The 14276-nt window shown below is 34.9% G+C and carries 6 protein-coding genes, 2 tRNA genes and 3 rRNA genes; 9 read left to right on the forward strand and 2 right to left on the reverse strand.

Annotation, left to right across the window (positions count from 1 at the left end):
• Positions 1 to 20 precede the first annotated feature (20 nt).
• Both FBF11_RS00125 and thyX read right to left on the reverse strand, forming a co-directional pair.
• Positions 21 to 1406, reverse strand: a complete 1386-nt coding sequence (locus tag FBF11_RS00125; protein WP_057097103.1) for a cation:dicarboxylase symporter family transporter — start codon at positions 1404 to 1406, stop codon at positions 21 to 23.
• 119 nt (positions 1407 to 1525) lie between these two features.
• Positions 1526 to 2149, reverse strand: a complete 624-nt coding sequence (gene thyX, locus FBF11_RS00130; RefSeq protein ID WP_002853111.1) for an FAD-dependent thymidylate synthase — start codon at positions 2147 to 2149, stop codon at positions 1526 to 1528.
• Positions 2150 to 2268: 119 nt separating this feature from the next.
• On the opposite strand from thyX, the gene FBF11_RS00135 reads away from it, so the two are divergent.
• From FBF11_RS00135 to FBF11_RS00175, 9 genes are all read left to right on the forward strand, one after another.
• Positions 2269 to 3900: a CTP synthase gene (locus FBF11_RS00135; RefSeq protein WP_002855601.1), complete on the forward strand. Its 1632-nt coding sequence runs from the start codon at positions 2269 to 2271 to the stop codon at positions 3898 to 3900.
• Positions 3887 to 5458, forward strand: a complete 1572-nt coding sequence (gene recJ, locus FBF11_RS00140) for a single-stranded-DNA-specific exonuclease RecJ (protein WP_057097105.1) — start codon at positions 3887 to 3889, stop codon at positions 5456 to 5458. Before FBF11_RS00135 ends, recJ begins: the two co-directional genes overlap by 14 nt.
• Positions 5459 to 5541: 83 nt before the next feature.
• The gene (locus FBF11_RS00145; RefSeq protein WP_257067281.1) at positions 5542 to 6549 is read left to right on the forward strand and encodes a type II asparaginase; all 1008 of its coding nucleotides are present in this window, start codon (positions 5542 to 5544) and stop codon (positions 6547 to 6549) included.
• Between the two features lie 611 nt (positions 6550 to 7160).
• Positions 7161 to 8673: ribosomal RNA gene (locus tag FBF11_RS00150) — 16S ribosomal RNA — on the forward strand.
• 102 nt (positions 8674 to 8775) lie between these two features.
• Positions 8776 to 8851: transfer RNA gene (locus tag FBF11_RS00155), tRNA-Ala, on the forward strand.
• An 8-nt stretch (positions 8852 to 8859) separates the two neighbouring features.
• Positions 8860 to 8936 (forward strand) — tRNA-Ile (locus FBF11_RS00160).
• 534 nt (positions 8937 to 9470) lie between these two features.
• Positions 9471 to 12377 (forward strand): 23S ribosomal RNA (locus tag FBF11_RS00165).
• Positions 12378 to 12631: 254 nt separating this feature from the next.
• Positions 12632 to 12748: ribosomal RNA gene (gene rrf, locus FBF11_RS00170) — 5S ribosomal RNA — on the forward strand.
• Together the 16S, 23S and 5S rRNA genes with 2 tRNA genes alongside form the textbook arrangement of a ribosomal RNA operon.
• Positions 12749 to 12853: 105 nt before the next feature.
• Positions 12854 to 14224 (forward strand): PD-(D/E)XK nuclease family protein, encoded by a 1371-nt coding sequence (locus FBF11_RS00175; protein WP_168977443.1) that lies wholly within the window; start codon positions 12854 to 12856, stop codon positions 14222 to 14224.
• Positions 14225 to 14276 lie beyond the last annotated feature (52 nt).

The raw sequence follows: 14276 nt of genomic DNA on the forward strand, positions 1-14276 counted from the left end.
AAATATTGGGTTTTAAGAGATTAAGAATTGTAAATTTCTTTATCTAGGGCTTTTAGATTTTTTGCAGTACAAAGTGCCGAAGTCATAGCTCCTGAGACATTACTTGCTGTTCTTGCCATATCTATAATAGGATCTATAGCTAAAATCAAACTTAGCATGACAAAATTATTACCAAATCCAATCCCTGCTAGCATAATAGAAGCTGCCATAGTTGCACTTCCAGGTACTCCAGCTATACCCAAGGATCCAATAACAGCTACCAAAACTATCATTAAAGCAAATGTAAAATCAATATGTGTATGTGTAGCAAAAGCTACAAAAACTGCCGCTAAAGCTGGAAAATATCCCGCACAACCATTAAGTCCTGTTGTTGTACCTATAGATGCTACAAAATTAGCTATAGCTGAATTAACTCCAAATTTATTTTGCAAAGTTGAAGTAGTCATAGGCAAAGTGCCCAAAGAAGATCTTGAGCTAAATGCAAATAACCATACAGGAAATGCTTTTTTTGCATATTTTATAGGGTTTAGCCCTTGTGAAGCAAGAAGTAAAAAATGCACCCCGAACATTATTAACATAGCTATATAAATAAGCATTATAAAAAGTCCAGCTGTTTTGATAGCTTCAAAACCATTGCTTAAAAGCACATTAGCCATCATACAAACTACAGCATAAGGCATAAATCTAATAACTGTAGCAGTCATGTTCATCATAATATTATAAAAGGTTAGGATAAAATTATGAAAACTTTTAAAGGCTTGTTCATACTCTTCTTTTTTAGAAATTTTTTTAGCACTAATTCCTATAAAAAAAGAAAAAATGACAATAGCTATAATATTTTCTTTATTAATAGCTGCAATGATGTTGCTAGGTATTAGCCCTAGTATAATATTTGAAAAAGTTTGAATTTCGCGAATTTGTTTATTTCCTTCATATATAGCAAAATTACTTCCTAAATCAAAACTATAACCTAAAAATATACCCAAGGTTGCAGCTATGGCTGTGCTAAAGAGTATCCAAAAAAGACTTATTCCAAGCAAGGAGGATATTTTGATATTTTTATCAATTTCTATAATTACTTTTATAATGCAAATGCTTACAAGAGGAACAACTAGCATTTTTATAAAAGCTACAAAAACAGAACTTACAAATGCAAACCAATGTTTTGTTTCACTATACCAAAGAATATTGCTTGCTTCTTCAGCATCTGGAAAATTTGCCAAATATTGCAAAACAAAACCAAACCCCAAACCCATTAAAAGCGCAAATAGCATGCGAAGAGAAAAATTGATTTTTATATCCCGCATTTTTTTTAATGCGTAAAAAACAACACAAAGCATAGCAAGAGTAGCTATAGTATGAGCTTGTGAAAGCATTAGAAAATCTTGAAAAAATTGTTTATCCATAAAAAGTCCTTATAAGAAACTATAATCAAGCACAAGGTATATGAAAATATACTTGCATAAAGCTTGATTTTATAAATGGTAACATAAAAATATTTTAAATAAGATAAAATTAGTATGATTTATTCTATATCTTTATGTAGGCAATGTTCAAATATAAATTTGTGTTCTTGTGGTAAGGCTTCAAATAAAGCATTTGCTAAATTTCTAATCTCCCAAAGAGCTGATTTTGAACTACGCAAAGAAATGAAATTTTGTAAACTTCTTGCATTAATCGTTAGTGTAAGTTCGGTTTTATAGCTTTCTGGTAAGCAGTATTTGGCTATATCTAGACTAATGCTTTTTTGTAAAATAGTGCGTAAATTTTCTAAGGCTTTAATGCTTGCGTTATCAACCTCTTCATTACCGCAAAGCACAAGATAACGGCTTGCATTTTCAAAATCTCCTATTTTAAATTCAGCTTCATTGCGAAGTTCTTTTAAGGTATAACGCGTGCTTTTTACACTAGGACTAGTGTGACGGTGTCTTGCAACTTCTTGTAAGCAAGCTCTTGAAATTCCTTGTATATAAAAAGTATAGTTTAGATGTTCTAAGGTTGAAGCGTGTTTGAATTTGTTGCCCACGCGATCGATAAGTTCTTTATCTTTTTCGCCACCGCAATCGCCTTTTTCAAAGCTTTGCCAACAAGTTCTTGTTGCATGAGAACAAACAGATAATGGAGTGTGAAAAAGTAAAGTGATTTGCATGCTTATTCCTTTTTTGATAAAAATATTTTTTGTAATTCTTGCATTTTTTACTTAAAATTCTAATGAAATAAAAAGTTTTATCAAGCTATAATTAGATAAAAAAATAAGGCTTATTATCAATGAAACAAACAAAATATATTTTTGTAACAGGTGGAGTTTTAAGTTCTTTGGGTAAAGGGATAGCCGCTGCTTCTATCGCAACACTTTTAAAAAATTCAGGGCTTAAAGTGAGTATTTTAAAAGCTGATCCTTATATCAATGTTGATCCAGGCACTATGAGTCCTTTTGAGCATGGAGAGGTTTTTGTAACTGATGATGGAGCAGAAACGGATCTTGATTTGGGGCATTATGAGCGTTTTTTGGATGAGAGTTTATCTCAAGATAATAACTTCACTACAGGACGGGTTTATCAAAGTGTGATTGAAAAAGAAAGGCGTGGAGAATATCTTGGCAAAACCATTCAAGTTATCCCTCATATAGTAGGAGAAATCAAAGATCGCATTAAAAAAGCAGGAGAAGGCAAAGATATACTTATCGTTGAAATAGGCGGAACTGTTGGGGATATAGAAGGCTTGCCTTTTTTAGAAGCTATTCGTGCTTTGCGTTTGGAAGTGGGTAAAAATAATGCTATGAATATTCATCTTACTCTAGTACCTTTTATTAAGGCTGCAGGGGAATTAAAAACAAAGCCAACTCAACATAGTGTAGGCGAGTTAAGGCGCATAGGCATTAGTCCTGATATGATTATTTGTCGTAGTGAAAAAGCTCTTGATAGAGATTTAAAAGATAAAATTGCTATTTCTTGCGGGGTGGAAAAAAATTGCGTGATAGAAAGTGTTGATGCGGCTAGTATTTATCAAATTCCACTTAATTTTTTAAAGCAAGATATTTTAAGCCCTATTGCTGAAATTTTGGATTTGAAAAATTTAAAACCTAATATGGAAAATTGGGACTCTTTGGTAAAAAGAGTTATAGCTCCAAGCAATGAAGTTAAAATCGCTTTTGTAGGCAAATATGTGGATTTAAAAGAAAGTTATAAAAGCCTTACTGAAGCTATTATACACGCAGGTGCAGCCCTAGATACTAAAGTGGAGTTAAAATGGGTAGATAGTGAAAAACTTGAAAATATGGAAAGTTCTGAAGTATTTAAAGATGTGAGTGGAATTTTGGTTGCTGGGGGATTTGGATATCGTGGTGTAGAAGGTAAGATAAAAGCCATTCAATACGCAAGAGAAAATAAAATTCCTTTTTTAGGAATTTGTTTAGGTATGCAGCTTGCTTTGGTGGAATTTGCTAGAAATGTATTAAAACTTAAAGATGCAAATTCAAGTGAATTTAATGAAAAATGCCAAAATCCTGTGGTTTATTTGATTGATGAATTTATGGATACAAATGGAGAAAAACAAATTCGTACTGCAAAAACTCCTTTAGGTGGAACTATGCGTTTAGGGGCTTATAAATGTGATATCAAGGAAAAATCCCTTTTGGCTAAGGTTTATAATGAAGTAAAGAGTGTAAAAGAACGCCATCGTCATCGCTATGAAGCAAATCCAAAATATAGAGCAGATTTTGAAAAACACGGTTTGATTGTAAGTGGTGAAAGCAAAGGATTGATTGAAGCAGTTGAGCTTAACTGTCATCCTTTTTTCTTGGCTGTGCAGTTTCATCCAGAATTTACATCAAGACTTGAGCATGTTAATCCTGTGATTTGCAGTTTTATCAAGGCAGCTATAAACTATGAAGATAATTAATAAAAATGAAATTAAAAAAATTTTGGCTTCACGCTTTGAAAAAGATTTGCATACCAAACTTTGTGATCTGCCTTTGCCATGCTGTTTAAAGGATGCATATAAAGCAGCTAATCGCATCAAAGAAGCTGTAGAAAAAAATGAGAAAGTCGCCATAGTAGGAGATTATGATGTTGATGGAATCATTTCTTGTGTTATTATGGCAGAATTTTTCGATGATATAGGTTTTGATTATATTATAAGAATTCCAAATCGTTTTAAAGATGGATATGGATTAAATGCTGAGATCATCAACGAACTTGATGTAAATTTAATAATAACAGTAGATAATGGAATAGCTGCTCTTGAAGCAGCCAAACTCTGTAAAGAAAAAAATATAGATTTGATTATCACTGATCATCATATGCCTCAAGATGTTTTACCTGATGCTTTTGCCATTATCAATCCAAAGCAAAAAGATTGTGATTTTCCAGAAATTGAAATTTGTGGAGCTCAAGTCGCATGGTATTTGATAGCGGCTTTAAAAGAGGTGTGCAAGCTTAAATATGACATGTGTAAATTTTTAGAACTTTTGGCGATTGCAATTGTTGCAGATATGATGGAACTTAGAGATTTAAATCGTGCTTTAGTAAGGCGTGGCATAGATCATATTAACAAATCTAAAAGGGCTGCTTTTAGGGCTATTAAGCATTATTATCAAAAGGATAAATTTGCTCTTGATAATATAGGATTTTTAATTGCTCCGCTTATAAATAGTGCTGGAAGAATGGATGATGCAAGTATTTCTTATGAATTTTTACACACTAAAGATTTTAATAAAGCTTTAGAATATCTAGAGCAAATTGTTAGTTTTAATGAAAGTCGTAAAGATGAAGAAAAACAGCTTTTTGAAGATAGTTTAAATCAAATCGATGAAAACGATTCTTGTATTGTGGTATCGGGTTTAAATTGGCATGAAGGTGTTTTAGGGATTGTGGCAAGTCGTTTAGCTAAACATTTTAATAAACCTGCTTTTGTATTTTCTCAAAATGAAGAACACTTAAAAGGCAGCGCAAGAAGTGTTGGCAAGATTGATATTTTAGCTTTAATTTCTAAGACAAATTCTATATTAAGCAATTATGGTGGTCATAAAGGTGCTGCTGGAATCAGTTTAAACTCTGAAAATTTTGAACAATTTAAAAATAAAATCAAAAAAGAATGTTCGCAAATTTCTGAAAGTGAATTTTTGGATACAGATGAAATTTTAGGAATCTTAGAACCTAGCGAAATTGATTTTGAAATGCTTGAAATTTTAGAATCTTTTGAACCTTTTGGACATAAAAATCCACGACCTTTTTTTATTTTAGAAAATCTTTGTGTAAAAAATAAAAAACTTCTAGGTAAAGATGAAAAACACTTAAAGCTTGTTTTAACTAAGGAAAATAAAACCATAGAAGCTTTATTTTTTAATTTTGATAAAGAGCCAGAATTGAATCAAAATATTTCTTTGCTTGGAAGTATTTCTAAGAATGAATTTAGGGGAATGGTAACTCCACAGTTTGTTGTTAAAGAGATTTTATAAAAATTTTTACTTATAATTTGCATTAATAACATTAAAAAATTAATATACAAGAGATTAAAAAATTATTTATATGTTGTCTTTTTATAGGAGTATGTATGAAAAAAGCTAAATCAAGGATTGCTATTTTAGGAACAGGCGGAACGATAGCAGGCTTCATTGATAGCACTATTGCTACAACAGGATATACGGCCGGAGCCATTGATATAGATGTATTAATTAAAGCAGTTCCGCAAATTAGAGATTTAGCAGATATTAGTTGGGAGCAAATAGCAAATATTGATAGTTCAAATATGTGTGATGAAATTTGGTTAAGGCTTGCTAAAAAAATTGCTAAGCTTTTTGCTGAGGGGATAGACGGTGTGGTGATAACTCATGGTACTGATACTATGGAAGAAACTGCTTATTTTTTAAATTTAACCATTAAAAGTGATAAGCCCGTAGTTCTAGTTGGCGCTATGCGTCCATCAACTGCTATAAGTGCGGATGGTCCGAAAAATCTTTATAATGCAGTGGCATTAGTTGCCAATAAAGAAGCTAAGAATAAGGGTGTTATGGTAGCTATAAATGATAAAATTTTAAGCGCTAGAGGCGTAGTAAAAACTCATAGTTTAAATGTTGATGCTTTCTCTTCTCCTGATTTTGGGGATTTGGGTTATATAGTAGATGGTAAAGTCTTTTTCTATAATAATGTTACTAAAGCTCACACAAAAAACGCTCCTTTTGATGTAAGCAAACTCACAAGTTTGCCAAAAGTAGATATTCTTTATAGCTATTCAAATGATGGTAGTGGTGTCGCTGCAAAAGCTTTATTTGAACATGGAACTAAGGGCATAGTTGTTGCAGGAAGTGGAGCAGGAAGTATACACAAAAATCAAAAAGATGTTTTAAAAGAGCTTTTAAAAAAAGGGCTTAAGGTTGTTGTAAGTTCAAGGGTTGTAGCAGGTTGTGTTGCTGTGAGTGATTCAGATGAAAAATTAGGTTTTATTAGTGCTGAAGATTTAAATCCTCAAAAAGCAAGAGTTTTGCTTATGTTAGCACTTACAAAAACAAGTGATCCTAAAAAAATTCAAGAGTATTTTTTAAAATATTAAAATTTTTTAAATATTTCTAAACTTAGGGAACTTATCTTCCCTAAGTCAAGCCTTTCAATCCTATTAATAGTATATTATATCTTGTATTTTTTATTATCATTTAAAATTTTATTATCATTTAAAATTCCCCCCCCCCCCATTTTTAAACCCACCAAATACTTATATAAATACTTACACAAATATTTATACTATTTAATCCTTTGTTTAATCCCCTTTTAAGTTTAATTGGTTATACTTTCATTTCCTTTTTTGAAAAAAGGACTTAAAATCTTTTAAATTATAAAGTTTCACTAGCTTAGTAGATTTTATAAATTAACTCTTTTGGTTTTTGTCTTATAAACTAAAAGCTTTTTTATAAATCTTGTTTTTTAATTTAAAAACTTTTCTTTTAAAAATGATTTTTTGTTTTGTTCTTTTAAATTAGTATTGTTATTCAAATCTTATTAGTCAATCTTTGAAATCTAAATAAGTGATCGATTGAGCCAGAACAGATTTAGGCATAAGCAATTATGTAAAATCTATTCAATCTAATAATTAAAAAGATTAAAAACTTTTCTTTTAATCTTTCATAACTTTTTCTTTGAAGAAAAAGATTAAACTATCTATAATTTTTTATGGAGAGTTTGATCCTGGCTCAGAGTGAACGCTGGCGGCGTGCCTAATACATGCAAGTCGAACGATGAAGCTTCTAGCTTGCTAGAAGTGGATTAGTGGCGCACGGGTGAGTAAGGTATAGTTAATCTGCCCTACACAAGAGGACAACAGTTGGAAACGACTGCTAATACTCTATACTCCTGCTTAACACAAGTTGAGTAGGGAAAGTTTTTCGGTGTAGGATGAGACTATATAGTATCAGCTAGTTGGTAAGGTAATGGCTTACCAAGGCTATGACGCTTAACTGGTCTGAGAGGATGATCAGTCACACTGGAACTGAGACACGGTCCAGACTCCTACGGGAGGCAGCAGTAGGGAATATTGCGCAATGGGGGAAACCCTGACGCAGCAACGCCGCGTGGAGGATGACACTTTTCGGAGCGTAAACTCCTTTTCTTAGGGAAGAATTCTGACGGTACCTAAGGAATAAGCACCGGCTAACTCCGTGCCAGCAGCCGCGGTAATACGGAGGGTGCAAGCGTTACTCGGAATCACTGGGCGTAAAGGGCGCGTAGGCGGATTATCAAGTCTCTTGTGAAATCTAATGGCTTAACCATTAAACTGCTTGGGAAACTGATAGTCTAGAGTGAGGGAGAGGCAGATGGAATTGGTGGTGTAGGGGTAAAATCCGTAGATATCACCAAGAATACCCATTGCGAAGGCGATCTGCTGGAACTCAACTGACGCTAAGGCGCGAAAGCGTGGGGAGCAAACAGGATTAGATACCCTGGTAGTCCACGCCCTAAACGATGTACACTAGTTGTTGGGGTGCTAGTCATCTCAGTAATGCAGCTAACGCATTAAGTGTACCGCCTGGGGAGTACGGTCGCAAGATTAAAACTCAAAGGAATAGACGGGGACCCGCACAAGCGGTGGAGCATGTGGTTTAATTCGAAGATACGCGAAGAACCTTACCTGGGCTTGATATCCTAAGAACCTTTTAGAGATAAGAGGGTGCTAGCTTGCTAGAACTTAGAGACAGGTGCTGCACGGCTGTCGTCAGCTCGTGTCGTGAGATGTTGGGTTAAGTCCCGCAACGAGCGCAACCCACGTATTTAGTTGCTAACGGTTCGGCCGAGCACTCTAAATAGACTGCCTTCGTAAGGAGGAGGAAGGTGTGGACGACGTCAAGTCATCATGGCCCTTATGCCCAGGGCGACACACGTGCTACAATGGCATATACAATGAGACGCAATACCGCGAGGTGGAGCAAATCTATAAAATATGTCCCAGTTCGGATTGTTCTCTGCAACTCGAGAGCATGAAGCCGGAATCGCTAGTAATCGTAGATCAGCCATGCTACGGTGAATACGTTCCCGGGTCTTGTACTCACCGCCCGTCACACCATGGGAGTTGATTTCACTCGAAGCCGGAATACTAAACTAGTTACCGTCCACAGTGGAATCAGCGACTGGGGTGAAGTCGTAACAAGGTAACCGTAGGAGAACCTGCGGTTGGATCACCTCCTTTCTAGAGTACAAAGTAATAAGTCTCACAACTATTACTTCAATATATAAACTCAATTGATTCTTGTTTAGATTTCAAAGATTGATGATAAAGCTAATTGTTTATGGGGAATTAGCTCAGCTGGGAGAGCGCCTGCTTTGCACGCAGGAGGTCAGCGGTTCGATCCCGCTATTCTCCACCATTTATTAAGGGCCTATAGCTCAGCTGGTTAGAGTGCACCCCTGATAAGGGTGAGGTCACAAGTTCAAGTCTTGTTAGGCCCACCATAAAAAAGATTTGAATAAAGAAGCTTTAAAATCTAAAGCAAGTATATAAAATAGATTAAATATAAAATATAAACTCTATACTTAGATTTATTTTTATCTTTAACTATAAAAGAATATACTTTAATAGATATAAGTAGCATATACATTATGCATTTATATTTATAATGATTATGTTAATATATATACTTCCTTTAGGTTTTAAACCTAAATGTTCTTTTTAATTATCATTGTTAAGAGTCACAAGCAAGTTTTAATAAAAACAATTTTACAGGACTTGTTAAAGGATAAAACCTATTTATCTTTTCTTTAGTTTAACTTAACTTTTAGCTGTCTTTATTTCTATGAATAAAGAGAATATTAGATTTAAGGATTATAAATTAAAGACAAGTTTCAAACTCACAGCTTAGTTGAGACTAAATCATTTAGTTTTATATTAAGTGTTTGAATGCTTTCCGTCTTAAGATAAAGAAGTCTTATCATAAAAACTTTAACAAGGAAGTGATGCGTTTTAGAATCAATAATAAAAGGTAAAAAAGGTAAGCTACTAAGAGCGAATGGTGGATGCCTTGACTGGTAAAGGCGATGAAGGACGTACTAGACTGCGATAAGCTACGGGGAGCTGTCAAGAAGCTTTGATCCGTAGATTTCCGAATGGGGCAACCCAATGTATAGAGATATACATTACCTATATAGGAGCGAACGAGGGGAATTGAAACATCTTAGTACCCTCAGGAAAAGAAATCAATAGAGATTGCGTCAGTAGCGGCGAGCGAAAGCGCAAGAGGGCAAACCCAGTGCTTGCACTGGGGGTTGTAGGACTGCAATGTGCAAGAGGTAAGTTTAGCAGAACATTCTGGAAAGTATAACCATAGAGGGTGATAGTCCCGTATGCGAAAAACAAACCTTAGCTAGCAGTATCCTGAGTAGGGCGGGACACGAGGAATCCTGTCTGAATCCGGGTCGACCACGATCCAACCCTAAATACTAATACCAGATCGATAGTGCACAAGTACCGTGAGGGAAAGGTGAAAAGAACTGAGGTGATCAGAGTGAAATAGAACCTGAAACCATTTGCTTACAATCATTCAGAGCCCTATGTAGCAATACAGGGTGATGGACTGCCTTTTGCATAATGAGCCTGCGAGTTGTGGTGTCTGGCAAGGTTAAGCAAACGCGAAGCCGTAGCGAAAGCGAGTCTGAATAGGGCGCTTAGTCAGATGCTGCAGACCCGAAACGAAGTGATCTATCCATGAGCAAGTTGAAGCTAGTGTAAGAACTAGTGGAGGACTGAACCCATAGGCGTTGAAAAGCCCCGGGATGACTTGTGGATAGGGGTGAAAGGCCAATCAAACTTCGTGATAGCTGGTTCTCTCCGAAATATATTTAGGTATAGCGTTGTGTCGTAATATAAGGGGGTAGAGCACTGAATGGGCTAGGGCATACACCAATGTACCAAACCCTATCAAACTCCGAATACCTTATATGTAATCACAGCAGTCAGGCGGCGAGTGATAAAATCCGTCGTCAAGAGGGAAACAACCCAGACTACCAGCTAAGGTCCCTAAATCTTACTTAAGTGGAAAACGATGTGAAGTTACTTAAACAACCAGGAGGTTGGCTTAGAAGCAGCCATCCTTTAAAGAAAGCGTAATAGCTCACTGGTCTAGTGATTTTGCGCGGAAAATATAACGGGGCTAAAGTAAGTACCGAAGCTGTAGACTTAGTTTACTAAGTGGTAGGAGAGCGTTCTATTTGCGTCGAAGGTATACCGGTAAGGAGTGCTGGAGCGAATAGAAGTGAGCATGCAGGCATGAGTAGCGATAATTAATGTGAGAATCATTAACGCCGTAAACCCAAGGTTTCCTACGCGATGCTCGTCATCGTAGGGTTAGTCGGGTCCTAAGTCGAGTCCGAAAGGGGTAGACGATGGCAAATTGGTTAATATTCCAATACCAACATTAGTGTGCGATGGAAGGACGCTTAGGGCTAAGGGGGCTAGCGGATGGAAGTGCTAGTCTAAGGTCGTAGGAGGTTATACAGGCAAATCCGTATAACAATACTCCGAGAACTGAAAGGCTTTTTGAAGTCTTCGGATGGATAGAAGAACCCCTGATGCCGTCGAGCCAAGAAAAGTTTCTAAGTTTAGCTAATGTTGCCCGTACCGTAAACCGACACAGGTGGGTGGGATGAGTATTCTAAGGCGCGTGGAAGAACTCTCTTTAAGGAACTCTGCAAAATAGCACCGTATCTTCGGTATAAGGTGTGGTTAGCTTTGTATTAGGATTTACTCCGAAAGCAAGGAAACTTACAACAAAGAGTCCCTCCCGACTGTTTACCAAAAACACAGCACTCTGCTAACTCGTAAGAGGATGTATAGGGTGTGACGCCTGCCCGGTGCTCGAAGGTTAATTGATGGGGTTAGCATTAGCGAAGCTCTTGATCGAAGCCCGAGTAAACGGCGGCCGTAACTATAACGGTCCTAAGGTAGCGAAATTCCTTGTCGGTTAAATACCGACCTGCATGAATGGCGTAACGAGATGGGAGCTGTCTCAAAGAGGGATCCAGTGAAATTGTAGTGGAGGTGAAAATTCCTCCTACCCGCGGCAAGACGGAAAGACCCCGTGGACCTTTACTACAGCTTGACACTGCTACTTGGATAAGAATGTGCAGGATAGGTGGGAGGCTTTGAGTATATGACGCCAGTTGTATATGAGCCATTGTTGAGATACCACTCTTTCTTATTTGGGTAGCTAACCAGCTTGAGTTATCCTCAAGTGGGACAATGTCTGGTGGGTAGTTTGACTGGGGCGGTCGCCTCCCAAATAATAACGGAGGCTTACAAAGGTTGGCTCAGAACGGTTGGAAATCGTTCGTAGAGTATAAAGGTATAAGCCAGCTTAACTGCAAGACATACAAGTCAAGCAGAGACGAAAGTCGGTCTTAGTGATCCGGTGGTTCTGTGTGGAAGGGCCATCGCTCAAAGGATAAAAGGTACCCCGGGGATAACAGGCTGATCTCCCCCAAGAGCTCACATCGACGGGGAGGTTTGGCACCTCGATGTCGGCTCATCGCATCCTGGGGCTGGAGCAGGTCCCAAGGGTATGGCTGTTCGCCATTTAAAGCGGTACGCGAGCTGGGTTCAGAACGTCGTGAGACAGTTCGGTCCCTATCTGCCGTGGGCGTAAGAAGATTGAAGAGATTTGACCCTAGTACGAGAGGACCGGGTTGAACAAACCACTGGTGTAGCTGTTGTTCTGCCAAGAGCATCGCAGCGTAGCTAAGTTTGGAAAGGATAAACGCTGAAAGCATCTAAGCGTGAAGCCAACTCTAAGATGAATCTTCTCTAAGCTCTCTAGAAGACTACTAGTTTGATAGGCTGGGTGTGTAATGGATGAAAGTCCTTTAGCTGACCAGTACTAATAGAGCGTTTGGCTTATCTTTAATAAAGCATCACTTCCTTGTTAAGGTTTTTAGAAGACTTTGAATATAGATAATATTTAGAGTTTAATAGAAATCTTTCAAGTAGAGTTTGTATTAGAACTTGCTCTTAACATTGTTTTTTAAGTATTCTATATAAAAACTTATCAAAGATAAAAGATAAGAAAAGAAGAAAGAGAATAAAGAAAAAAGTAAAGGAATAAAAGATTAAGTTTTATTCTTAAATTCAATTTTTCAAAGAATATTTAAATAACAATGTCCGTGATTATACAGATGTGGAAACGCCTTGCTCCATCCCGAACCAAGAAGCTAAGCACATCGTGGGTGATGATACTACGCCTTACTGGCAGGGGGAAAGTAGCTCATTGCGGACTTGTTAATTCTACTTAACTTGCCTATAAAATTAATAATCAGTTTTTTTAGTTTGTAATTAAAAATTTATTTACATGTAAAATTGTATAAAATTTGGAAAGTGATACATGGAAAAATTTATTGAAAGGTTGCTTGAAGAAGATATTAAATTTGAAAAAGATGTGAATAATGGTTTGAATATTGAAACAAAAGAAAATTATCATTCTAAATTTATAGCTTATTTAATTGATATAAATAAGGATCATTATCAAAAAAATTTTGCAAAGGTATTTTTAGAAAAACTTGGTAAGAGTTTAGTAAATACGAAATTTGAAAATTTAAACATAGAAGATATAAAAAGCGTAGAAACAGAAGCCTGCATAAAAGATAATAGAAGGATAGATATTTTAATAACATTAAGTGATAAAAGATATATTATAATAGAAAATAAAATTTATGCAAAAGATCAAAAAAATCAATTGAAAGATTATATTAATTTTGTAAGAAAAAATATCAAAAATATAAAAGATTGTTATAAAAACATATTGACTATATATTTGCATCAAGATGAGTGTGCTAGTCCTAGTGATTATAGTTTGGGAAATTTTACAATAAAGACAAATTTGATTAAAGATAAAAATGAAAATAATGTTAGCTATTATTTGAAGATGGATTATATATGGATTAAGGAATGGATTGATGAGTGTATAAAAATATATGAAGAAAAATCAATCAAAGATCAAAAATTTATTCTTGATATACAAAACATTATTTTTACTCTAAATCAATACAAAAGTATTTTACAATGGTATATGACAGATGAGTATACTCAAAGAGATGATGTACTAGAATTTATTTTTCAAAACAATATAAAAATGCAAAATTTAAAAAATGCGATGATTTTATATAGATATAACAAAAATAAATCAGAGCTTAAAAATTTAAATGAAGAAAACTATAAGAAAGCTAAAGATATTATCCAGCATAAATGGAGCAACATCTGCGAATATATAATAGAAGAATTTTTTGATAGTTTTGAACACAAGGAAATTAAAATAGGTGATATAACTTTTATCGGCAATAAAATAGAAGAAAATCGTGTTAATCATGGTGTGTTTATATTTTATCCTATTGATTATAAGAATGAAAGCATATATCCATGTCTATATATTTATTTTAAAAAAAATTACTATGATATTATTGGTTTGACATTTGAAATTTCAAATGATGATGAAGAAGATATAGAAAATGAAAAATATAAAGAATGTTTAAAATTATTTAAAGATGTAAAAGAAGAAAATGTTAGAAAATATCAAAATCACTATTATTGTGATAAATTAATAAACAATGAAAAATTAGAAGGAGAATACGCTTTTATTTATTGGTTGATTGAAAATCAAAATTCTAAAAAAGATTTTATTCAAATTTTAAATGATTTTTTTATTAAAAAACCTATACAGGAAGCATATAAAGGTATTAATGATATATTAAATTCTTAAAAAAAATTTTATATAAAAGTAAAATTTAGTAAAATACAAAATATTTTTTATA

Source organism: Campylobacter sp. CFSAN093224, assembly GCF_012897395.1.
GTDB classification, from domain to species: domain Bacteria; phylum Campylobacterota; class Campylobacteria; order Campylobacterales; family Campylobacteraceae; genus Campylobacter_D; species Campylobacter_D jejuni.

Excerpts from the sequence above, each read along its gene's own strand:
- FBF11_RS00125 (WP_057097103.1), bottom strand. The coding sequence starts at position 1,406 with ATGGATAAACAATTTTTTCAAGATTTTCTAATGCTTTCACAAGCTCAT.
- thyX (WP_002853111.1), bottom strand. The coding sequence starts at position 2,149 with ATGCAAATCACTTTACTTTTTCACACTCCATTATCTGTTTGTTCTCAT.
- FBF11_RS00135 (WP_002855601.1), top strand. The coding sequence starts at position 2,269 with ATGAAACAAACAAAATATATTTTTGTAACAGGTGGAGTTTTAAGTTCT.
- recJ (WP_057097105.1), top strand. The coding sequence starts at position 3,887 with ATGAAGATAATTAATAAAAATGAAATTAAAAAAATTTTGGCTTCACGC.
- FBF11_RS00175 (WP_168977443.1), top strand. The coding sequence starts at position 12,854 with ATGGAAAAATTTATTGAAAGGTTGCTTGAAGAAGATATTAAATTTGAA.